At 55.5% G+C, this 22,581-nt stretch carries 22 protein-coding genes and 2 pseudogenes; 2 read left to right on the top strand and 22 right to left on the bottom strand.

All coding sequences use genetic code 11. The annotated features are described in order from the left end of the window. Positions 1-54 precede the first annotated feature (54 nt). A complete protein-coding gene (locus ACSAMP_RS14875) occupies positions 55-1,599 on the bottom strand; it encodes a nitrite/sulfite reductase (RefSeq protein ID WP_457800970.1) in 1,545 nt (514 codons plus the stop codon). A gap of 199 nt (positions 1,600-1,798) precedes the next feature. Here ACSAMP_RS14875 and hprK point away from each other — a divergent pair, with 199 nt between their 5' ends. Both hprK and ACSAMP_RS14865 read left to right on the top strand, forming a co-directional pair. Further along, entirely contained in the window at positions 1,799-2,764 is a 966-nt protein-coding gene (gene hprK / locus ACSAMP_RS14870; RefSeq protein ID WP_441795279.1) for an HPr(Ser) kinase/phosphatase, read from the top strand. Positions 2,765-2,766: 2 nt separating this feature from the next. Then, positions 2,767-3,717 carry an ROK family protein gene (locus tag ACSAMP_RS14865; protein ID WP_441795280.1) on the top strand — a complete coding sequence of 317 codons (951 nt, stop codon included), beginning with the start codon at positions 2,767-2,769 and terminating at the stop codon, positions 3,715-3,717. 126 nt (positions 3,718-3,843) lie between these two features. On the opposite strand, the gene ACSAMP_RS14860 is transcribed toward ACSAMP_RS14865, so the two are convergent. From ACSAMP_RS14860 to ACSAMP_RS14760, 21 genes and pseudogenes are all read right to left on the bottom strand, one after another. After that, positions 3,844-4,158, bottom strand: a complete 315-nt coding sequence (locus ACSAMP_RS14860) for a type II toxin-antitoxin system RelE/ParE family toxin (RefSeq protein WP_441795281.1) — start codon at positions 4,156-4,158, stop codon at positions 3,844-3,846. Continuing rightward, positions 4,142-4,414 carry a type II toxin-antitoxin system Phd/YefM family antitoxin gene (locus ACSAMP_RS14855; RefSeq protein WP_441795282.1) on the bottom strand — a complete coding sequence of 91 codons (273 nt, stop codon included), beginning with the start codon at positions 4,412-4,414 and terminating at the stop codon, positions 4,142-4,144. Before ACSAMP_RS14855 ends, ACSAMP_RS14860 begins: the two co-directional genes overlap by 17 nt. 171 nt (positions 4,415-4,585) lie before the next feature. Further along, positions 4,586-5,627, bottom strand: a pseudogene (locus ACSAMP_RS14850) (virulence RhuM family protein). Between the two features lie 106 nt (positions 5,628-5,733). After that, the gene (locus ACSAMP_RS14845) at positions 5,734-7,215 is read right to left on the bottom strand and encodes a recombinase family protein (RefSeq protein ID WP_117536610.1); all 1,482 of its coding nucleotides are present in this window, start codon (positions 7,213-7,215) and stop codon (positions 5,734-5,736) included. Between the two features lie 84 nt (positions 7,216-7,299). Then, the gene (locus ACSAMP_RS14840; protein WP_022180503.1) at positions 7,300-7,476 is read right to left on the bottom strand and encodes a hypothetical protein; all 177 of its coding nucleotides are present in this window, start codon (positions 7,474-7,476) and stop codon (positions 7,300-7,302) included. Between the two features lie 450 nt (positions 7,477-7,926). Continuing rightward, positions 7,927-8,349, bottom strand: a complete 423-nt coding sequence (locus ACSAMP_RS14835; protein ID WP_117536688.1) for a sigma factor-like helix-turn-helix DNA-binding protein — start codon at positions 8,347-8,349, stop codon at positions 7,927-7,929. Between the two features lie 457 nt (positions 8,350-8,806). Continuing rightward, positions 8,807-9,967 carry a DUF1266 domain-containing protein gene (locus ACSAMP_RS14830; RefSeq protein WP_457800969.1) on the bottom strand — a complete coding sequence of 387 codons (1,161 nt, stop codon included), beginning with the start codon at positions 9,965-9,967 and terminating at the stop codon, positions 8,807-8,809. A 181-nt stretch (positions 9,968-10,148) separates the two neighbouring features. Next, positions 10,149-10,634, bottom strand: coding sequence for a hypothetical protein (locus ACSAMP_RS14825; protein ID WP_117536690.1), 486 nt, complete (start codon positions 10,632-10,634; stop codon positions 10,149-10,151). Between the two features lie 137 nt (positions 10,635-10,771). After that, positions 10,772-11,689 (bottom strand): DUF4299 family protein, encoded by a 918-nt coding sequence (locus tag ACSAMP_RS14820; RefSeq protein WP_457800968.1) that lies wholly within the window; start codon positions 11,687-11,689, stop codon positions 10,772-10,774. A 149-nt stretch (positions 11,690-11,838) separates the two neighbouring features. Continuing rightward, positions 11,839-12,459, bottom strand: a complete 621-nt coding sequence (locus ACSAMP_RS14815) for a TetR/AcrR family transcriptional regulator (RefSeq protein ID WP_118478835.1) — start codon at positions 12,457-12,459, stop codon at positions 11,839-11,841. Between the two features lie 434 nt (positions 12,460-12,893). Then, complete coding sequence (locus ACSAMP_RS14810) at positions 12,894-14,240, bottom strand: relaxase/mobilization nuclease domain-containing protein (RefSeq protein WP_117579872.1); 1,347 nt, start codon at positions 14,238-14,240, stop codon at positions 12,894-12,896. Between the two features lie 303 nt (positions 14,241-14,543). Next, positions 14,544-14,892: pseudogene (locus ACSAMP_RS14805) on the bottom strand (plasmid mobilization protein). Continuing rightward, entirely contained in the window at positions 14,889-15,044 is a 156-nt protein-coding gene (locus ACSAMP_RS14800; protein WP_022180498.1) for a hypothetical protein, read from the bottom strand. The pseudogene ACSAMP_RS14805 and the gene ACSAMP_RS14800 overlap by 4 nt, the downstream one beginning before the upstream one ends. 182 nt (positions 15,045-15,226) lie before the next feature. Then, entirely contained in the window at positions 15,227-15,580 is a 354-nt protein-coding gene (locus ACSAMP_RS14795; RefSeq protein WP_117570331.1) for a cysteine-rich VLP domain-containing protein, read from the bottom strand. A 177-nt stretch (positions 15,581-15,757) separates the two neighbouring features. Then, positions 15,758-16,513, bottom strand: coding sequence for a DUF4366 domain-containing protein (locus ACSAMP_RS14790; RefSeq protein WP_117570332.1), 756 nt, complete (start codon positions 16,511-16,513; stop codon positions 15,758-15,760). Positions 16,514-16,515: 2 nt separating this feature from the next. Beyond that, positions 16,516-16,782, bottom strand: a complete 267-nt coding sequence (locus tag ACSAMP_RS14785; protein ID WP_117536714.1) for a DUF4315 family protein — start codon at positions 16,780-16,782, stop codon at positions 16,516-16,518. Between the two features lie 13 nt (positions 16,783-16,795). Next, entirely contained in the window at positions 16,796-18,487 is a 1,692-nt protein-coding gene (locus ACSAMP_RS14780; RefSeq protein WP_457800967.1) for a C40 family peptidase, read from the bottom strand. Continuing rightward, positions 18,471-20,843, bottom strand: a complete 2,373-nt coding sequence (locus ACSAMP_RS14775; protein ID WP_199484335.1) for a VirB4-like conjugal transfer ATPase, CD1110 family — start codon at positions 20,841-20,843, stop codon at positions 18,471-18,473. The genes ACSAMP_RS14780 and ACSAMP_RS14775 overlap by 17 nt, the downstream gene beginning before the upstream one ends. Further along, positions 20,785-21,186 (bottom strand): PrgI family protein, encoded by a 402-nt coding sequence (locus ACSAMP_RS14770; RefSeq protein WP_117536716.1) that lies wholly within the window; start codon positions 21,184-21,186, stop codon positions 20,785-20,787. Before ACSAMP_RS14770 ends, ACSAMP_RS14775 begins: the two co-directional genes overlap by 59 nt. Further along, positions 21,174-21,770 carry an MT-A70 family methyltransferase gene (locus tag ACSAMP_RS14765; RefSeq protein ID WP_117570333.1) on the bottom strand — a complete coding sequence of 199 codons (597 nt, stop codon included), beginning with the start codon at positions 21,768-21,770 and terminating at the stop codon, positions 21,174-21,176. Before ACSAMP_RS14765 ends, ACSAMP_RS14770 begins: the two co-directional genes overlap by 13 nt. Next, positions 21,767-22,492: a DNA-methyltransferase gene (locus tag ACSAMP_RS14760; RefSeq protein WP_457800966.1), complete on the bottom strand. Its 726-nt coding sequence runs from the start codon at positions 22,490-22,492 to the stop codon at positions 21,767-21,769. The genes ACSAMP_RS14765 and ACSAMP_RS14760 overlap by 4 nt, the downstream gene beginning before the upstream one ends. Positions 22,493-22,581: the final 89 nt, after the last annotated feature.

Here is a 22,581-nt window from a genome sequence, read left to right as displayed (position 1 = left end):
TTTCTTGTAGTGAGGAGTTAGGAGTTAGCCTTCCCCCAGGGGAAGGCTTAAAAATTACAGATATTTCTCCGCAATCGCATCCGGCCCGTTAGGGTTTGCCTGGAACCAGGCGTTGAAATCCTGTCCGGCGGCGGCCACGGTGCGGCCCAGGTCTACGAGATAGGCGGGCACGTCTTTTTCCAGCAGCACGCCCACTTCCCGGCCCATGGTCTCCTGACCCTGATGGGCGTTGCCGCCCACGAAGAGGAGGAAACCGGCCTGGGGCTTGCCGTCCACTAAGCGGGAGGCTCCCCGGAAGCCCAGCACCCCCGTCTGGTGGGTGCCGCAGGAGGAGGGGCAGCCGGAGATGTGGACTTGGGGCAGGGCACCGTCGGGGATATCGGCCTTGCGCACCGCGTCCACGCAGGCATGGAGCAGGGCCTGGGAGTCCCACATGCCCACCTGGCAGGTGGCGCCGCCGATGCAGCTCACCGAGGTCTCGAACAGGGTCTGTGCTCCGTCGCCGGTGAGAGCCAGAATTTTCTCAGCTTCGGCGCCGGTGAGGTTGATGATATAGGCCGTCTCGTCGGGGGCCAGGCGCATTTCAGTTCCGTCCATGTCCGCCAGGGCGTCGCTGAGGGCGCACAGGGTGTTCAGGTCGGGCTGGCCGCCGATGGGGTGCCAGGCCACGGCATACAGGCCGGGCTGCTTCTGCGGAATGACCCGGGGCCCGGCCACCGCCACGCCGTCCCCCTGCTTGGTGACAGGGGCAGGGGTCAGGTGCAGGTCCAGGTCCACCCCAGAGGCGAACACCGCGTCCAGCTGCTCCTGATAGGCCCGGGCGTAGCCCTCCGGCCCGCCGCAGACGTCCTGCATATAGCGGGTGCGGGCCTTGCCCCGGTTTTCATAGTTGCCGTGGGCCCGGAAGGTCTGCCACATGGCCTGGACGTAGTAGAGGATCTTGTCGGGCGCGACCCCCTCGGCCACCTTCACGCCGAACTTGGGGTTGTTGCCCAGGCCGCCGGCGGAGTATACGTCGAACTTCCCGTCAGGCCGGGCGGCAAAGCCCAGGTCCCGATAGGTGGCGTGGGGCAGGTTGGCCGGGGAGTTGGAGAAGCAGATCTTCAGCTTGCGGGGCATCTTCTCCGCCTTGATAAAGTTCATGGCATAATTGCCCGCCGCCTCGGCATAGGGCATCACGTCGAAATACTCGCCAACTTCCACGCCGGACAGGGGGGAGCACATGGTGTTCCGGGGGAAGTCGCCGCCGCCGCCCATGGTGACGATGCCGTGGTCCAGGGCCTGCTCCATGATGGGGTACAGGGCCTGGGGCAGCAGGTCGTGGAGCTGAATAGACTGGCAGGTGGTAAAGTGGGCCCGGGAAACGGCATAGGTGCGGATGGCCTGGGCCACAAAGGCCAGCTTCTCCCGGGTGACCCGCCCGGCGGTCATGCGCAGGCGGAGCATACTGGCCTTGCCGCCCTTTTGGGCATAGCTGCCGTAAAGGCCGGAAAAGCCCTTATAGGCGCCCTTGTCCAGGGTCCCGGCATAAAATTCGTCCGTCTTCTCCCGGAAGGCGGGCAGGTCCTGCTTCCAGCTCTGGGGGTCGATGGTGTGCATAGTTCCTCTCTCCTTGCGTTCTGCCCGCCATGCGCGGACACCTTTTCTATATTATATTATTATACTACGGGGATGGGGGTGTTTACAATCCTGCTTTTTTTGCAGGACATCTTGCGGGGCGGGGGGATTTCGTCTATACTGAAAGACGAAAAAAACGCCGCTCCCGGCTAGGTGCGGCGAAGGAAAGGAAGGGTTTTGCGTGAGCGAGAGCAAGTACAGCGTGACCCTGGGCCAGATCATCAAGGAGTTTGACCTGGAGGTCCTGTGTGCCGCCCCCAACTATGAGGAAGTGCCCCTGCACACGGTGGACGTGAACCGCCCCGGTCTGCCCCTGTCCGGGTTTTTCGAGCATTTTGACACCAAGCGCCTGCTGCTGATGGGCCTGACGGAGACCGCCTTTGTGGCGGGGATGACGCCGGAGCAGCGCAAGGAGAGCTTTGAGCGGCTGCTGGAGTATCCCGTCCCCGGTCTGATCATCACCCGGGGGCTGGTGGCCTTCCCCGAGTGTCTGGAGGCCGCCCGGGCCCACGGGCGGACGGTGCTGCGCACCAAGGCCCAGACCTCCGCCTTTATGAGCGCCCTCATCGGCAGCCTTTATAACTATCTGGCCCCCCGCATCACCCGCTCCGGCGTGATGATGGAGATTTACGGCGAGGGCGTGCTCATCCAGGGGGAGTCCGGCGTGGGCAAGAGCGAGGTGGCCATTGAGCTCATCAAGCGCGGCCACCGGATTATCGCCGACGACGCGGTGGAGATCCGGGAGACCAACCACGGGACTCTGGAGGCCAACGCCCCCGAGCTGATCCGCCACTATATGGAGCTGCGGGGCATCGGCGTCATCGACGTGCGCCGCCTGTTCGGCATGGGGGCCATCAAGCTGAAGCAGCAGATCGACATGGTCATCAATCTGGAGCCCTGGAACGACAACACCGTGTATGACCGTCTGGGCCTGGACCAGATGCAGACGGAGGTGCTGGGGGTGAAGCTGCCCTCCATCACCATCCCGGTGAAGCCCGGCCGGAACCTGGCCAGCATCGTGGAGGTGGCCGCCATGAACAACCGCAACCGGAAGATGGGCCACAACGCTGCGTTAGAGCTGACCCAGCGCATGGACCGGCACTTTGAGCAGAACAGCATGAGCGAAGAACCCGACGAGGAGGACTGAGCATGTATTACATTGGCGTGGACGTAGGCGGGACCAACCTGGTGGCCGGACTGATGAACGAGGACTGCGAGATATTGGACAAGGCCAGCCACCTGGTGGACCACAGCCAGACGCCGGAGCAGCTGTGCGGCGAGATCGTCCGCCTGGCCAAGCAGGTGTGCCAGTCCGGCGGCGTGACGAAAAAAGAGGTCAAGGCGGTGGGCATCGGCCTGCCCGGCCAGGTGAACAACAAGACGGGCGTTGTAGTGCGCACCCCCAACATGCCCTTTCAGAACACACCCGTGCGGCAGCTGTTCCAGCAGCAGTGGGATATGCCCGTCTTTTTGGGCAACGACGCCGACTGTGCTGCCATCGGGGAATACCGCAGCGGAGCGGCCAAGGGATGCAGTCCCGCAGTGACGGTGACCCTGGGCACGGGCATCGGCGCTGGCATGGTGGTGGACGGCAAGCTGTTCACCGGCATCGGCGGCAGCGGCATGGAGGTGGGCCACATGATCATCCACCCCAACGGCCACCTGTGCGGCTGCGGCAGCCGGGGCTGCTGGGAGCAGTATGGCTCGGCCACCGCCCTGGTCCAGATGACCCTGCGGGAGATGGAGCGCAGCCGTGACAGCCTGCTGTGGCAGCTGTGCGAGGGGGACAAGAGCAAGGTCCAGGGCCGCACCCCCTTCCAGGCCGCCCGCCAGGGGGACGAGGCCGCCCGCCGGGTGCTGTACTCCTATCGCTCCGGCGTGGCCATTGGCCTTATCAACCTGGTGAACATCCTCCAGCCGGAGGTCATCTGCATGGGCGGCGGCGTGAGCAATGCCGATGACGACCTGCTGCTGGACCCCGTGCGGGAGCTTGTCCGCCAGGGTTCCTTCGACAAGACCATGCCCACCCGCCTGGTCCGCGCCTCCCTGGGCAACGACGCCGGAGTGGTGGGCGCAGCCATGCTGTGCGACTCCCTGTAAAAAACGATATCTATAAGATGAGCAGGCGACCTCTTTCGGGGCAGCCTGCTCGTCTTTTTTATTCAGCGTACTTTTTGCAACGCGCCCCTTGCACAGATCATTTTATGTCACGTCTGATGGCAGCGCTTACTTCAGAAGCCGCGGATAATCTGTTACGCCATTGACGATCGCATAAATGTAGACGGTGTCACCGATCAATTTATAGATGGCAACATAAGTCTTCGTCAGCACAAGTTTACGGTAGCCGCTTGCTGCAAGGATCGGATCTGGGTGGGTTTGCCCCATCAATGGAAAATCCCGCAGACGGTTCATGGTCGTTTTCATCGTGCTGTAGATTTTTCGTGCGTAGGGAGTTCCTGCCTCTGTAATATGATACTTCACAATCTCCTCGAAGTCATGTTGAGCAGGAGGAAGATAGACCAGTTTACTTTTCGTAGGCACGGAACAGCTCCTCCATCCTCACATCAAGCTCCTCCGGCGTGCAGACAGGCTCTCCACTCAGTCTGCTGAGTTCCGCAGCATAAATTTTGTCGCGGTGTCGGAACATTTTTTCCCGATCCTCATATGCTGCCATGCTCATAAAAACACCATCATCTTCGCCCTTGTTTGTAATGAAGATCGGTTCACCGGATGCCTTTGCCAGCTCGGATATCTGCGTGTACTCATTCCGCAGAGCAGAGGATGGTCTGATTTTCATGGAAAGCCCTCCTTATCAATTTCTTGATAGTATTATATCAAAATAGTGTTTTTTATGCAAATACTACTTTAACTATTGAGGATGGCCCTTCTGTTTTTTTCGACATCGTTCTTTTTCAGAGATAAAAAACGTCGGAGCAAAGCGAACTTTGCTCCGACGTGGCGGGCAGCTTCAATTTGGATGTTTTGTTTCATCCGTTTCGGCCATCAATCGGTCGAAGTCACTCTGATAATTTTTATCCTGAATGACGCGATACTTTTCAAATTCGCTTTCTGCAAATGCCTTGGCTATGGCTGCTGTGACTTTTCCTTTATCCTGCAAAAATCTCAGCGTCGTTGAATTGCAGAAATGCGTCCAGCTTAGACGCCCAATCTTCCATCGTCATGGGAATGTGCCGTCTGGCTTGTCTGGTCGCATAATCGAGATACATGGTAACGATCTCGTTAAGCTCTTGCATCTCATCCTGAAGTAGATAGTTCTTTGCGACGGATACATCTGCTTTCACGATTTTGCCGTTCGGAGCGTTTTTCCATGACGTCAGCCCCATATGCTCTTTGGTATGATCCGCTCTGGACATGATAATTTCTGCCGCAGTGCTGCCGTGCACCGCATAATGCATTTTGTTCTGGACGGTGGCGAAGAAGTCCTTAGTTGTTTTGCTGTCCAGAGAGTAATCCACGGCGGTTGCATAGATATCTGTGATTTTCTGATAGAAGCGGCGTTCGCTGGCGCGAATCTCCTGAATTTCAGAGATCAGGTGATCGAAATAGGATTCGTCAAAAATCTGACCGTTGGTCAGACGATCCTTGTCCAACACATATCCCTGTTTCGTAAAGGTTTCCAGAACCTTTGTTGCCCACTGCCGGAACTGCATCGCCCTTGAAGAATTGGTGCGGTAGCCAACTGCAATGATCGCAGGGAGCGCGTAGAAATTATATTGATAGGTTTTTCCGTTATCCGCAACTTGTGCAAATTTTGCACGAGTTGCTTCTTCCGTCAACTCCCCGTCCTGAAAGATGTTCTTGAGATGCTTGGTCACTACGCTTCGGTCTACATCAAAAAGCTGCGCGATACCATCCTGAGTGAGCCAGACCTCGCCATCCTGAACTCGGACTTCGATGCTGTCTTCACTAGCATCCTTAGTAAATATAAGAAAATCGACTGTACTGTTGCGGATGGCCCTTCTGTTTTTTTCGAGATCGTTCTTTTTCATATCTGTCTCCTTGTATCCGTAGCCCTAACGGAATAGCATGTGGGCAGATGCGTTCTTTTTCATAGATAAGCGTTCTTGACAAGGGTACAATGCAAAGTGAAAAGTTTTAGATCTTCCATTCAATAGCAAGTTCGGTGCGAGTGGCCTCAACTTTTGAAACCAGCGTGTCAAGAACGCGCCGCCTGTCATCGAAGCTCACATCTTCCCAATGGCTTAAATATCCCGTTATGCTATCGACCTGTGAGGAAGAAACAGAGTTAGCGGTGAGGTCGGCCACCAGCTTTAACTGCTTTTGCCGTTCCGCGTCCAGTTCTTCAATCCGGCTGTTTGCGTATTGCAACAAAAGCGGGTTTGCCCCGGTCAGCGTGTCAATGAGCTTTTCAATCTCGCCCTCGATTTTGGCAAGTTTAGCGCGGGCGGCGGTCAGTTTGGGATTGTACCCCTCCGCCTTACTACCTTTCAGCGTTTGAAATTCCCGCATCTTCTTAACCATTTCCTCATAGACCGATTTTTCCAAGTCGTGCTTTGTGAGAGTGCCGGGCCCTTGACAGCTTTTGTTTTCCATGCGTTGCTTGCACCGCATATAAGTGACACCGTTTGGAGCGTTCAGACTGGCCAGCGCATACCCACAGCATCCACACTTGATTTTCCCGGCCAGCCATGTATTGTGGCATTTGCGGCCATTCTGGAACGTGGTATTTTGGGACAGCTTGTGCTGGACGGCCAGCCAGAGGGACGAGGGGATGCGGCCCTTGTGGGGCGCAATCACCAGAATGTTTTCCTCCCCCTCGCGGCCCTGGTACAAGTAACAGCTAAATTCACCTGTGAACAGTTCCGGCGGGCTTTCGATTTTCGCGCCCTGGGCCTTGAAATATTCGTAAATATCCATATCGGCCTGGACGTAAACCGGATTTCTCAAAAGCTGGCCCACAAAGCCGCGCTTCAATGTCTTTCCATACACCATGATTTCATTCTCGGTAAAATACCGGGTAATGTCGCCGTAGGAGTTCTCCGGCTCGGCATACATTTCATACATAAGCTCGGCGTAGTCCATCTCAGCGTTTTCAACCAGCCGCTTTGTTTTGATACCGTCCATGACGATGGGCTCCGTATCAAAACCGTATGGAGCCCGGCCCCTCATATAGTAGCCCTTGGCACACCGGGAATAAAAAGCGTCCTGCACACGCATCTGGATGCTTTCCCGTTCCAGTTGGGCGAACACGATGCAGATATTGAGCATCGCCCGGCCCATCGGGGTTGACGTATCAAATTTTTCGGTGCAGGAGACAAATTCCACGTTGTACTGCTTGAACAGTTCCATGAGCTTTGCGAAGTCCACAATGGAGCGGCTAATCCGATCCAGTTTGTAAACAATCACCCGCCGGATCAGTCCGGCCCGGATGTCTTTCAGAAGCCGCTGGAAGTCGGGGCGTTCTATGTTCTTCCCGGAATATCCCTTGTCTTTGTATTCTTTCGCTTCACCGCCTTTTAGTTCATACCGGCAAAATTCAAATTGACTTTCAATGCTGATACTATCCTTTTTGTCAATCGACTGCCGCCCGTAAATTGCATCTATTCTATTATCCATAATTAGCTCCCTTCCGTTTATACGGGAGCCAACCTACAATTATATTATACCTCTGCCGCCCCCATTCAACAAGGATGCCTTTGACTACCCCCGCTGTCCGGCATATTTGCGGAACACGTCAAAAAGCTGTTGTTCCACCTCGCGCCTGCGCTTTTCCCGTTCCTGCGGGGGCAGAATGGGAGTAAGATTTTTAATAGTAATTGTCCGATCACCAAGTACAGCCGTTTTCATTTCGCTTTTGTATTTGGTCTGTGCGTGCATAGAATACCTCCTATTTCAGAAATGACAAAGGCCAGCACCGCGAAAGTGCTGGCCCTTGTTTTGACCGGGACTTCGGGACAAAATGTCTCGAAGCCAGCCGGAGCCCTGCTCATAAAGCAGGCCCCGCTTTCATAAGATAGAGGGAGGCCGCGCCCGTTTCCTTGACCTGTCCAAAGACAACCATACTCGGCGCAGCACTCCCACACAGCAGGAGACAGCGGCCCGGAGGGACAGGCGGCCAGCCTGTCCTGTGGCGGATCGTGGCCGTGGGATGGCCCGGCCCACCTGCGGCGCAGGTGTTGGTCGCTCGTTCTCTTGTGGAGAAGTCACCGCGCACCCGCCGCCTGGCTCCCCGCGCTATGCTCGGAGCCGCCGCCGTCCTGCTGTGGAGAGGTAGGCAACCTACCTCTCATATACCACCAGAAAAACAGGGGGTAATGGAGATGCTTTTTAGAAATTTTCCCGCAAATATTTTTTCATGCGTTTGATCCCGCAGAGGACGGAGCACCTAACGGCGCTTTTATCCACGCCCTCCTCGCGGGCGATCTCCCGATAGCTTTTACCGAGAATGAGGTGGGCATCCACCCGGCGGCCCTGGAGCTCCGGCAGGGAGTTGAGCGCGTTCCAGAGCCGGAAAAACATTTCCTTGCGATCCAGGAGCTCCTGGGGGCTGGGCTCATGCTGGCAGGCGGAATATTCGATCCCGTCATCACAGTCCAGGGAATAATATGCCTTGTTGTACCGGGCCCGCTCCACATAGGCGGCCTCCTGGCGTCTGCTGGCGGTGAGAGCCTCGGCCACCTCGTCAGCAACCTCGATAAATTGATCCTGTATGTACCAATAATAAAAATCTTTCAGATTGATGGTTGTCATAGCTTGTCCTCCATTTCGTTTTGTTCGGGTTGAGGGGAAACGAAATGGAGGGCCGGCGGGGAGCGGCACCTGGGAGGGCCGTCCCGCACCTTGGGACACTTTGTCTCAAAGTACGGATAACAAAATGCGCCTGCACGACATAAAGCCGCGCAAGCGCATAAATTGAGATATTCACCTACATTATAACAATTTTCGCAACTACGGTTAAAATATCCTTGTCCGGGGCCCTGGCTTTTTTTGATAAGTTAGAGGGGCGGGTAAGGATTGTGCGGGACACGACGTACCTCCTTTGTTACCGCCGTGTGATATAAAAAGGCGGCGGCCTTGAAATGGTTAATTTCAAAACCGCCGCTTAACTTTAGTTTAGGCGTGCATCAACACAGCCGCCAAGCCAACGGTTTTTTTATATGCCGTTTCCGTTGGCGGCTGATGAATAGCAACAAATTTTCAAAAAGATTTATAATGTGAAACCAATTTTTCTCTGTGCAGGCCAAGGGCAATCACGCCATTGTCCGTTATCCTGCTCTGCTTTTCCAGTCAATAGGTCTGTGGCGGCGTCTGCAAGATAACCCAGGTAACTTCCTGCGGAGCTGTCACCGCATAGCAATTTCCACATCAGACCGCCAAAAAGATAAGATTGCGCAAATTCGCGCCAGCTATGCAGTTCCTCAACAACCTTTTGGGAGAGATCCCACAGAATACCAACAGCCTCGCTTTCTGTGAGCCAGCCTAAATAGCATCCCCAGCGTGTCAGCATCGCCGCCCGGCCAATATCCCATCCAGCCATAAAACCGGGAGCATATTGACCTTTATACCGTTGTGCAAACCTCCATGCCCGGCAGGTAGACTCACGGTCATCCTCGTCCATAGTTTCGTCCATGAGTTCCTCCGGCGAAGATGCCTCACTATAAAGCTGATACCGCAGGATATAACCCTCCTGCGCCAGATAACGGATCATGTCCAGCAGATCACTCCGGCCATCTATCCCCCAGGAGCGGCGCACAAGGGACACGATTTTCTGCTCCATAACAGGAATATGTTCCTCCACATCCATACTATCCAGATCGTGACTGTTAAGGGTCGATAAAATACCGGACAGCAGGATGCCAAAGCGTTCCCATTTTACATCGTCTTTTTGATATGGGATCGCTTCTGGCTCAGGCATGGCCTCAAGCCGGGCCATTGTTTCTTCCAAGGTAGTATAGAGCTTTTCTTCCAGTTCCAGATCGAATGAGAGTTCTTCCTCATCGTCCGCATCTTCCATTTCCAGCGTTTCCAGAGCAGCCGCAAGTATGCCCATATCTTCTCCGAAAAGCTGTCCCATCAAGTCCCCAGCAGTAGCTGAAGTTGCCTCAGCAACTTTATCATTTACCATCTTTTGCAGCAATTCCTCATTAACAGCCATTTGAGCCATACTATCTGGCCCAAACATCTGTCCAAGAATTTCTACTTGACGTTGAGTATTAGCGGCAATCTGTTCTTCCACTTCGGCGGCAGACACAGATGCGCCTTTTTCAGAGCTGGGAACCTCAATTTTGCTAATTCGTTCCTCGTTCTTTTCCATGGTTTCTCTCATAGAAGCGAGTGCCTGTTTCCTAATCTCGTCTATATCGAACATTTTCAATCCTCCTTGTCCGGGGGGAGCGGATGCCATGCCGGAGGTTTTTTGTGACGTGTAAATAGCTTTTTAATCTGCCGCAGAATTGCTTCTACGAAATGAAACCATAGATTTCCAACTATAAACACGATCACAAGAAACAGCAGGAACGCTCCGATTTCTCCAATAGGCATCTTTTACCTCACTTTGTTGCAAAGCGATTCATAAAGAAGTCGGTAAAAGCGGCCAATTCATCATCCTGTGATACATAAACATACAGCTTTTCATCTTCCAGCCAGTCATAGGCATTGATGCCAATGTATCCTTTTTTGTCTGGATAAATGATAAAAGCATCGGTAGGGTATTTGTTCCGATAGGCTTTCAAAATTTCAGAACGGCGATAGTAGGTCGGATCGCCACAGCCGGAAAGATCGGGTACTGTGGGAACAACCACAATCGTCTGGCTGGCTTCGTTCCAGCCGACAATTAAATTTCCGATCTTTGTTTTGCTCCCATGAACAAAGCCATAGTTAAACCGGCTCACATCCTCGGTATATCCGAAAATCAGTCTGTAATTGTCCCCGTTCTCTACAACCTGATTAAATAGAGCACGCATTTTCTTTGCATTTGCGTTGCTCTTTTCCATGTCAATTTCAGGGCCCTTAAATAACTTGCTAAAAAATCCCATGACTTTTCCTCCTAAATGTTTGAATGTGTTTATATGAAACTGGATGGGGCAATACCCACAGCATCATAAATGAAATAATTTTGATAGTAGCTATATCACTTCGGGACACTTTGTCCCAAAGTAGCGGTAAAGCAAATTTATTGCTTTGCCAGAATATGCTCCATCTCTGCCAAACTCAGGCCGCGAACTAATATGTGATCTCCTCTCGTTTCCACAATGTAGGGTTGTAATTGTTTCAAAGCCTTGTGGTACTCCGAAAAGCCAAGGTTTTCCTCTTTTGTTAGACTAACGAAAGTCAGCGCCCATAGAGAAATAGTCTCTCCCTCAATCTCATATAGCGTTTCTGGTGCTACTGGCAGGATGGTATCCACAGTTTCCGAAAAGGTGAAGCTAACCATAAGCCCGCCATTATCCAATTCAAACACATGGGGATTTGCTTCATAGGCTTGCGACCACATATCATCCGGTTCTGTATCATCGGAATGATCCGCCCCCATTTCAAACAACAAGTGCTGATGAACAACGGCATTTCCCTTTTCGACATATTGAATGGACTCAGTTCCCCCAAAAGCCAAAGCCGGAGCAAAGAAGAAAATCTCGTTTTCTGAAAGGCCGCCATGTTTAGCAAATGCTTCTTGAAATAGACCCACTCTCAGAAACTGCGCCGCAAAATTTTCGGCAGGAATAATACGCTCAAAAAAATCGGAAAAGCTGGTAGAGAAACTGCCCGATCTGCGGTTGTGAATATCAAGCAGGCACATATCATCGGCTGTATCAGACAGCTTGCGGTAAATAAAAAGCGTTCCAAATCCAGTCATTAGAATGGGAAGGCACCCCTCCTGTTCGCCCAGCCAAAGAGTGAGCGTATCAATATAATCGGTTGGATCAATAATTTTTAGCAAACCTCCGCCATAATTTCCGAAACCATATTCCTGCCAAAAGTTCAGAAGCTCCGCTGGCACTTTCTCTTGAAATTGCTCCAGCGTTTCCGCAGTAGGTTTTCTCAAATCATTACCCGGTGGATATTTGCTTACGAACAGATCAAATACTTTCATCGCGTGTTCTCCTTTGTGTTTTATTTTAGGTTTTATCTCTCAAAAATAAGAGCAAAAAACCAAATTTGTTTTTATCCTGGCTAAAAAGAAATCCGTCTGAATATATGGCCGAAACATGATATTCGGACGGATTATCTCATTTCAATCACTCAAGCGGTAGGTGTTGCTTTTAATTTCTCCAGGGCATCCACAATAGCGTTTATTTGAAAGTCAACTGTTTCATCGGCAACTTCGGGAACAAACAGAGGTAACGTATCAGGAATTGCCTTGCGTACAACCATCGCTGTCAGACTCAAATTCGTAAATAAATTGATCCTTGCCGCGTCCGCCTTTATACCAAAGTTTTCTAAAATTTCTCCAAAAAGACGGAGCTGCTTTTGACGGAATATTTGATAGCTTTCCTTTGACAAACGTTTGAAAATGAGTTGCTGTTCTTCAATCGTTAAAACAGCGATGCCATTTTTCTCTCCGTAACAACAGGCATAGAGAAATTGTTTCACGGCATCACGCCAGCTTAAAGCAGGATCGGCCATCAGTCTTTGCACTTGCTCAATAATTTTAGGCTGTTGCAAGTACAGCGTTTCAACGATCAAATCTTCTTTCGTTGCAAAGAAAGAGTAAAAGAAAGTTCGTGAAATACCAACCTTTTTATATATTTGCTCCACAGTAGTATGCTGTATGCCCTGTTTTGCCATCAGTTCAAGACCAACTGCAACGAGTTCCGTTCTGATGCGCTCTCTATCCTCCTCAGAATAAGCTACCTTTGGCATCCCGTCACCTCTTCCCTGCAAAATAAAAACAAATTCTAAAAATCAACTTTATTTTAGCACATCCAATAGAACAATACAAGAGTGAAATGACATAAGTCCGATGTTTTAACGCGGGTACTTCCGAGGCCCGCACGTTTTGGCAAGCAATTCGAGTGTGTCCACACTCCGAAATTTTTGCCGGGCCGCAGGCCCGCAAAAATGCTTGTTGGGGAGCTCCCCAAACCCGCAGGACTTCGGGACAAAGTGGGGCTGTTGACAAAGTGGTTTTCTAAAAAAACCGTCTTGAAAAAAGTTCAGGAAAAAGCCGTTTCTGCCATAAAATTGGCAAAGACCGGGCAGGAAAATCAAAGCCTTTTTTCAAAATAGGCGTTTGTCAACAGGTCCAAAGTGTCCCAAAGTCCCGGCGCTATGCGCCTGTTGTCTGCGGCCTGTCGCTACCGCTCCTGGGCCTTATTTTCCCGCCCGTCCGTCACGCCGAGCAGGTGGTCAATATTCGCCTTGACCGCCACGGCCTCCCGCATATCCGCCTGGGCCTGGCGGTACTCGGCATAGAGGGCCTTTTTCTTTTCCGCCAGCTCCCGGCGGGATTTTTTCAGCGTGTCTATTTTGGGGAGCTTTGCCCCGTCCAGGATTTCATTCATGGCCGCCTTTGCCGCCCGATAAGCGGCCAGCTCCGCCTCATGCTGGGCCAGGTATTTTTTACTGTACCGGGCCGCCTTGTAACCATCGAACACAGGCCGGGTCTTGGCATAGTCCACCGTGGCCTCCATAAGCCGGGCCGTTTTGGAGAGGGCGGCCTCCGTGTCCCGCAGCTCCCCGGCCAACTTGTGAAAGCGATCCACCGCCGTCTCGGTGCTGGCCTCCAGCGCGGCATAGTCGGCCAGTTCTTGCTCCCGCAGATACTGGAGCGCGGCGGCCATCTGCTTTAGATTGTAGACCTTGGCCCACCGCGCATAGGCCGGGCCCTTGCCCTGGGCCATGCGCTGTTGAATGTCAATCACAAGATCAACGCGCCGGGGCGGGGCCGGAGCGTCCTGGGGGAGTTCCGGGATGGGCCGCTCCCCGGCAATCACCGCCCGGATGTCCTCCGGGTCAAAGCCCGCGCCCAGGGTAGAAGCCCGGAGCCGGGTCGGTTTATCCTGGCCGGGAGCCAGGAACGAGATCACGCCGCCCCGCCCATGCTTGACGGCAAAGCCGGACTCCTCCATGAGCCGCAGGAACGCCGCAAAGTCGGCGGGCTTTTTCTCCAGGGCCGCGATGACAGCCAGCCGCACCCTCTGCTGGGCAGAGGGCGGCTTTTCCCCGATCCATTGACCGTAATGGAGAAAACGGCCCTTGCTGTGCAGTTTGGGATTTTGGATATAGGACAACTCGTGCTCAATGCACACCCGGTCAGACAGCCGCCGCAGGGCAAAGGACGAGCCGATGAAATTATGGAATTTCCGGGAGCGGTCAAAGGCCGTGGAGTTGTAATAAATGTGATTGTGAATGTGGCCCTTGTCGGTATGTGTGCAGACAAAAAACTGGTATTTGCCTTTCGTCCAGCGCATCGCCGTTTCATAGCCGATTTTATTTGCCTCCTCCGCCGTCACCTCGCCGGGCGGGAACGCCTGCCGGATCTGGAAGAACAGGGCCCCGCGCTCCACGGGCCGGGCCGTTTCCGCCTGGTACTGGCTTTTTACCAGCAGGAACTCGGCGGGAGCTGTGGACGGGTCGCAGAGATAAGCGGACACGGCCCCCAGCTTTTTGGGATTGAGCCCATAATCAAACCGCTCCTCCATCGTCTGGATTGCGCTTTTTCCAGCCGCTACCTTGTAAGGCCGGATGTAGGTTGTGGCCGTGAATACCCCTCCTCTCTGTATGCGGCTTTCGCCACCTTGGGACAAAGTGGGGCTGTTGACAAAGTGGTTTTCTAAAAAAACCGTCTTGAAAAAAGTTCAGGAAAAAGCCGTTTCTGCCATAAAATTGGCAAAGACCGGGCAGGAAAATCAAAGCCTTTTTTCAAAATAGGCGTTTGTCAACAGGTCCAAAGTGTCCCAAAGTCGTGAAAACCGGGGAGCGGTAAAACACCGCTCCCCGGAGGGTCAAAGCTCCACCACGGCGGAGAGCCTTTTCCAGTAAATCAGACAGCGGCCCCCATAAGGCCGCATAGTCCCTTTGCAGAGCGGCGATCTCCTCCGGGTAGATGCCGCCGTAGGTGTTGGCCTGGATCGCCACCTGGTTTAGATTGTTTGAGCACCGCCGCTGGAGCGACACCAGCTCCCGGACGGGCGAGAGGTCAACGTGGAGCACATAGCCGTTAAGGGCCATTTTCCGCATATAGGCCCCCATGTTGCGGATGCCAGCCTCGGCCATGCGCTCCCGGATCAGCGCCTGCTCCTCCTCAGACACCATGACATGAAGATGGACAGGGCGGCGGCGTTTCTTTGTCACCGCTCCTCCCGTTCCCGACTCCGATAGGGGCGGGGCGGCTCCTTGACCTTATCCACGGGCTTTTCCTCCACAGGGGGCAGGGGCGCGCCGAACACGCCGCAAAGACGTTTGACCTCCAGATGTGCAAATTCCTGGTCTTTCTGTTTTTCCATAGACACCTCCTCAAGCATAACAGCCTGGGACTTCGGGACACTTTGTCCCAAAGTCCCGTTTTTCCATGTTGACAACATTTCGGCCATTCCAGGGCCGGGCATATAAAACTACGGCCCGCCCCAAAAGCGGCCCCAAAAAGCCTTGAAATCAGCGGGTTTTCCGGGGGCTAATTGTCAACAGATCACCCCCGTTTCCGGCGCATATATTCCCGCTGTTGGCGGCGGTGGGCTTTTAAGGCGCAAGCCTCTGAACAATATGCCTGCCGCCTGTCCGGGGCCACGGCCCCGCCGCAGATGGGGCAGGGCTTGAAATCCGGCCTGGGGCCCACAGTAGTAAGGGCGGCCTCCAGAGCTGGATCAAGGGGCAGGACGGCCTCCCGGAAGTAGCGGCAATAGGCACCTGTCCAGCACTTTCCCAGCATATAGCACTCACAGTCCAGGGGCAGGCATCCACAGGCCCGGTCATAGTTGGCGCACCATTTCACCACCAGGGAGCGGATGGCCGCCTTTTCCTCCCGTGTCAGTTCGCGGGCCAAAGCGTCACCTCCCGCCGCCCGGCCTGGGAGAAAGTTTCTGATAACAGCAGACACAGCGCAGGCCCCGCCAGTAGGGACAGCCGGAGCAGGCGGAGCCTCTGGGCGGTTTGGCCGGGCCGGGAGCCTGGGGCCGGGGCTTTTGTTTCATCATCCGTTCAAAAGAGCTTGCTGTGAAATTCATTCCCCGTCCTCCGTATCCTCGTTTTCGTCCTCGTCCTCATCCCAGGGCGGGCCGTCCTCCTCGCCGTCATAGTCCTCCAGTTCCTCGCCGTAGTCCTCCTCCGGCTCTGTTGCCGCCTGCTGTTTGGGGCGGTACACCTTGAAATAGAACGCGGCCCCGCCGCCCAGCACCGCCACGGCCAGCACCAGCAGGAGCATCCCGGCGTTGCCTTTTTCTGTTTCCGGCTCGGCGTCGGGCTCGGCCACAGGCTCCGGTTCTGGTTCCGGCTTTTGCTCCACACCTGCGCACTCGGTCATGTTGACGGCGCACACCGCGCAGTCGGTATTGACGGCCCCCGCCGCGCATTTGTCCGAGCAGGAGCAGGAGGCCAGCTCTACGCCAGCGGCCTCGGCAGCGGCCAGCAGGTCGGCCTCGTCCACCGTATTCAGAAAATAGGTCTGGTACTGTTCGCCGTCCTCGTCCACGGGCTTGTCGTAGTCAATGACAATGTAAAAGGTGGCCCCGCCGCTGGTCTGGACGGTAATAAACTGCTTGTTGGTATGCTTGTCATAGAGCAGATCACGGGTCACAAGATTGCCGTCCTCAGAAAAGCCCTCGCCGGGCTCAATCACCGGCTCCTCCGTGACAGCGGGCTCCACGGGGTCAAGCCCCTCCCAGTCCTCGCCGCCCCCGGCGTAGGCCGTTGCGGGGGTAAAGCCGCATAAAAGAACAGCGGCGCAAAGCGCCGCCGTCAAGACTCGAAAGCGTTTCATATTCAGTTGTCCTCCTTTCCCTCGGTAACAGGCGCGGGCTCGGACTTCGGGACACTTTGTCCCAAAGTGCCATCGTCCCGGAGCTTCTGGAGCACCAGGGGGAGCTCCGCAAGGGGGATGCTCATGCCCCGCACGATGTCCACGATCTCGCTGTTTTCGGCCTCCAGTTTCTTCTGCTCCAATTCTTTCAGCCGGGCCTGCTGTTCGCTGATTTTGGCCTTGACCTTATCAATCTCGGCCTGGATTTTCATACTTTTTGCTGTTGCCATTCAAAACCTCCATTCAAGGCAAACGCCCGTAGGCGTAGAAATGAGACTGCCAGTAGCTGGTATTTAAGTTTGCATAGCTGATGGGATCGCCACAATGGATCATCATTCCGTCCCCAACGTAGATGCCCACATGGGAAACGCCCGGCGTGTCATAGGTGCCCTTGAAAAAGACCAGATCACCGGGACGCGGGGAGCTGGTGCGGGTACAGATGTTATAGAGCCCCTGGGCCCCCAGGCGGCCCACATTCCAGCCGGAGTGATTGATTACCCAGGACACAAAGCCGGAGCAGTCAAAGGACGTGGCCGGGGAGCTCCCGCCCCATACATAGGGATAGCCCAGGTATTTTTCCGCCTCGGAGAGCATAGCGGCGAATGTTTCATCGTCCAGATATTCCCCCGGCACCTCATATCCGGCGGGCAGGTTTGTCACATAGCGATCCACATAGGCGGAGCCGGGGAACAGGTCGGGGCGGTTTCCCAGGGTAGACATATAGAGGGAGTACCGGGCCAACTGCTCCTCGCCCATGAAATACACAGGCAGATGGGACAGGTCAAAATTCTCCAGCGTTACATAACAGATATACCAGGAATAGGGCTCGTCGTCGCTGTCATACCGTGTCTCCACCACCACGCGCTCTGTGAGAATATACTGGCGGTCAAAGAGCATCCCCAGCGTACCCTGCACCTGGGCCGCCGTCCATTCCCCCTCGTGGAGCACACAGAGAATGGAGATCAGCACATAGGGATCGTGTTCGATTTCATCCAGATCAAAATGGTACTCGTCATAGTTGTGGGTGCTGGTGTAGGTATCAAGATAGTTTTGGAGCTCCGCCTCCAGATTGAGGTAGGCCGCCTCCGCCGCCAGGATTTCCCCGTCCGGGGATGGGTAGGTGGTAGCCCCAACAGCCCCGGCCCCGGCGTTGCCGAGCAAAACCAATGCGGACGAACAGGACTGCATAGACAGAATGAGCAGGACACAGGCCAGGGCCAGGAGCACGCCCAGGGGATGCCGCTTCACAAAGCCCACCGCCTGGGCCGACAGCTTTTCGGTGGCGGCGGCGGTCTTTTCAGCGGCCACGGCCCCCTGGCGGGCGGCCTCCTTTGCCCGCTTTTGGTACTGCTTGCGGAGCCGCCGTTTCTGCCAGTAGCGGGACAGGGCATTTTTCGAGAGCTCCGGGTGTTCCTGGGCGGCGGTGTAAAATTGATAGTCCGCCGCAGCCTTGCCATACCGGGCCTCGGCCCTCCGGACGGCCCGCGCCGGGTGCTCCCGTATGCGCCGCCCCACGAAGCGGGAGCCCTGGCGGAACGCGGACTCGCCCAAAAGCTCGGAGTGATGGGCCCCCTCGGTGCCTACATTTTCCTGCTCTACCTCGTAAATCTTCCCATGCACAAAGCCGTGGGCGGAGCCCCCCAGGGCCCCGCCCGCCCGTTTGACGGGGCCGGGTTTCTTTTGGGGTTTCTGCTTTGCCAGCTTGCCCTTTGCCGCCTCCAGCTTCTCCCCGCGCTTTTCCATACGGAGCTTGGACGCGGCGGCCTGTTCCTGCCTGCTCTTTTGCCGGAATTTGGACTTTGGGACACTTTGTCCCGAAGTGCCCCCGGCCTGTTCTTTCGTGCCAGCCCCGGCCTCCGGGCCCGGAGCCCCCTGGGGCGCGGCCTGCTCCGGGCGCACACGGGGCCCAGGGCCAGCCTTATCCCGCCGCGCCATCTTTCAAATCCTCCGGGCGGGTGGTCAGAAGATCGTAAATCTCCCCACGGGGGAAACGATCCATAAAGGGGATGGTCACATTCCCATAGAACAGCAGGCCCTCGCCGGAATTGCTGTGTGTGATATAGGAAAGCTGATGCTCGGAAATGCCGAGCTGTTTTGCCAGAATTGCCCGGTCACTCTGCGCCTGGGACAGCAGGATCATAAAATCCGTGTTGTCCAGAATATTCTGGATTTCCGGGCTGGCCAGCAGGTGCTTGACGTTCTGCGTCAACGCGCTGGGCACACAGCCCCGTTTGCGGAGCATCTGCCAGATGGAAACAAAATAGCTGGCGGTGAGCTGATCCCGGAGCAGAACATGGAACTCGTCAAAGTAGCACCAAGTCGAGATGCCGCTCTGATAGTTGGTATTGACCGAGGAATTGACAAACTCATTTGTGACGTGCATCGCAATTTTTCGGAGATTGTCTCCCATGCCCTTGAGCACGATGCACACCACACGGCAGTCGGTTTTGACATTCGTGGGATGGTTGAACAGGTTAAGGGAGCCTGTACAGTAGAGCTCCAGGGCCGTCGCCACGCGCCGGGCCTCCGGCTCCGGCTGTTTCAAAAGTTCCTCGTACAAGTCCTGGAGCAAGGGCATCCTGCCGTCCCCCACGCCCAGGGCCAGATCCCGGTAGACCAACCGCACACAGCGGTCTATGACGGTTTTCTCAATCGGTTGTAAGCCCTCCTTGCCGCCCACCACCAGCTCGCACAGGGACAGCAGAAAATCAGCTTTCATGGAAAGGGGGCTGTCCTCGTCGTTGCCGCCCATCTGGATGTCCATAGGGTTAATGTGATTAGGGCTGTCCGGGGCAATCTCAATCACCTGGCCGCCCAGCCGCCGCACCAGCGGGGCATATTCGCCCATCGGGTCTACAATGATAATCCGATCCTGGGGAATGGTAAGAAAGACGTTGAGCAGCTCCCGCTTTGCCGCGAAGCTCTTGCCGGAGCCAGTAGAGCCCAGGTAGAGCCCATTCGCGGATTTCAGCTTTTTCCTGTCCGCCATAATGACGTTGTGGGAAAGTGCGTTCATGCCGTAATAGAGGGACGGCCCGGCCATGCGGAGCTCCCTGGTCATAAAGGGAATGAAGATCGCCGTGGAGCTGGTAGTCATGCCCCGCTGGATTTCCACCTCATTCCCGCCCAGGGCCAGGGAGGAAACAAAGCCCTGCTCCTGTTGCCAGTCCAGCCGCTTCAATGTGCAGTTGTATTTCTGCGCGATACCGCCCACCGTGAAAATATCATTTTCCAGCCGCTGGCGGGTGGGGGCCAGATTTACCACGGTAAAGGTCAAGAGGAACATCCGCTCGTTGCGGGACTGGAGGTCGGCCAGAAGCTCCGCCGCGTCCTTGGAAAATGTGATAAGGTCGGGCGGCAGAATGTCGGGGTCATATCCGGCCCGGACAGCTTTGCGCTGTTCCTCCACTTTCATTTTTCCAATGTCAGAAATTTTCCCCTTGATGGTTTTAATCGCCTTTAGCTGATCCACGGTCTGGATATGGAGGGTCACGGTCATTTCCGCGTCAAGCTCCAAAATTTCCGCCAGGAGCTTGTCAGAGAGCTCCGACGCCAAAATCTGCAAGTAGGAGGCCGCGCCCCAATACTGGCCCATGCGGAACAGCCGGGGCTGGCGGAAGTCAAAGCTGTCGGGGGCAATAAAGTCCTTTGTGCCGAGCCCCGTCTTTGCAATATCCCCCCAGGAGAAGCGGAACGGCTCCCGGCTCCCAGGATGCATCTGGCCGTGAAGCAGGGCCAGACGCGCCCGCCCGTCCATAGGCTCGGAGGGCACGCCCAGCCGCTTAAAGTTGCTCATAACGTCCGCCTCCACGCGCTCCAGCCGGGGCCGCGCCTCGTCCAGACTTTCCGCCGGGATGCCAAAGGTAATATATTTTGAGCGTTCAATCCCATTGTTTGACCGGGCAATCTGATTTTTCAGCATCCCGGTAAACTCGGCCCGGACGCTGTTAAAGTCATCCTCGGCCTGGGGAATGTTCACCTTGTAGCGGCTCCGGGAGTGGGAACGGCGGTTAATGAAAGAAAGCTGGAACGGCAGAGAGCTGTCAAAGTAATTGAGGAATGAGCTCCAGCCGCTAAAGATAGCCGTCTGATCCTCGGTGCTTGCCACAGAATAATTGATGTCCTCATATTCCACGGTTTTTGTATAGAGCCCGCCGGGGAGCTGGCACACGCCGTCCGGGAGCATCCGCACATAGGGGATTGTCTGCTGGGCGGACAGGGCCGCCCGTTTTTTACCCTTTGCGGCGGGGCCGCGCCTGGGTGTTTGCTTTTTTGCTTGTTGCAATCGCATCCTCCTTTCCCACGGAGCCCCGCAGGGTAAACGGGGCGTATAAATTCTGCGTCTGATAGAGCCTCGCGCCGGGCCGCAGGAAACGGGCCCGGATGATATTTCTAATCACCTTTTCAAAGGGGAGCCCGTCACGCTCATACATCGCCAGCAAAAACGCCGGGAGCATAACGGCCAGCATAAGGAACATGGCCCCGGTGTTGCCGATAGAGCTGCGGGCCAGCAGATAGGAGGGGATACCCACCGCCGCCGCGCCGCCAAAGCAGACAAGCTGGCGTTTGGTTAGGTTAAAGGCCATTTTCGTTTTGATTTTGGATAAGTCGTTGGGTACATTTACATAGGGCATGAAAGACCTCCTTTCGGGCCGCCCACCTTGGGACAAAGTGTCCCGAAGTCCGGGACGGTGCTCTCCACCTCGTTTCCCCACACGTCCCAGCCGGGCGGGGTCTGTCTCGCAAAGAGCTCCACGCGGGGCAGGTCGCCCAGGAGGGAAACAATCTTGTCGCGGGCCTCGTCCGGCTTTTTGCTGTGGGCTTCAACGGGGGAAATGATAAACTGATGGATATTCGTGGCCTGCCGTTTGGGATGGCCCCTGGTCGCCAGCAGGCAGATTTCCGCGTTGCCCCGCGTCCAGAAGCCCAGGCCGTAAAACCAACTGTCCGCCTTTTTGTTTTTCTTCAGCCAGACAAAAGCCACGGTTTTATAAGTGAAGCCCCACGCCTTAATGAGCCGCAGGGCCTCCGGCAACTGCGGGAACGTGGCCCACAAAAAAAGTGCGCTGTCCGGGGCCGCCAGATCAGCCACCGGGAGCGCACATAGCTCCTCGATCCCCATTGTGGGGTAGTGATTTTCCGCCGCCCCCTGTACGTTCTTTGCAGAATACCGCCAGGGCGGATCGGCGTAGATGATAGAATAGTTTCCGATAGTCAGACTCCTTTCTCCCCGGCCTCCGCAGCCGCCTGCGCCAGCCGGATGCGCTCCGTGGCCGGGGCGTAAAAGGCCGGGGCGGTTTCAAAGCAGATAAAGCGGCGGCCCGTGTTGACGGCGGCCACGGCAGTTGTGCCGGAGCCCGCGCAGATGTCCGCCACCACCTCGCCGGGGCGGGTGTAGGTCTTGATGAAATACTCGCACAGCTCCACGGGCTTTTGCGTGGGGTGGACGGTGCGCTGTACCGATGGGAATGTCAGCAGGTTTCCGGGAAAGCGCAGGCCGTCCTCGGAGCCGCCGCCGGAACGGACAAATTTTCCATAGTTGGGGCTGTTGCCGCCCCGGTCAGCGGTTTTCTTATAGGGCTTGCCCTGCTCGAACTGCGGATCGTAATAGGGGAGCTTTTGATAGAATACCAGAATGTTCTCCGTCCGTTTCAAGGGGGCCCGCCTTGCGTTGAGAAAGCCAGTACACCGGCTCTTGTACCATACCCACTCATAGCGGAGCATAGGGAGGTTGGAGGCCCCCAACACCTTATCATAGGGGCATTGAGCAAAGAACAGCACCGCACCCTCCGGCTTGACCGCCCAGCGCACCGCCTCCCAAAGCTCCGGGAGCGGCAGGGGCACATCCCAAAAGTTGCGGGTCGTGCCATAGGGCGGATCGGTCAAGAGCATATCAACCGAGTGTTGGGGCAGGGAGCGCAGGCCCTCGATGCCGTCCATAAGGAACAGCCCCTCCGGGGGAGCCGGGGACTTCGGGACATTTTGGACGTGTTGACAAAGTGGTTGACAAAAGGGAAGTGTTCCGGTAT

The organism is Flintibacter sp. SJQ-8 (assembly GCF_054108085.1).
Note: the sequence above shows the minus strand (reverse complement) of the source record. Positions and strands in the feature narration are given on the sequence as shown.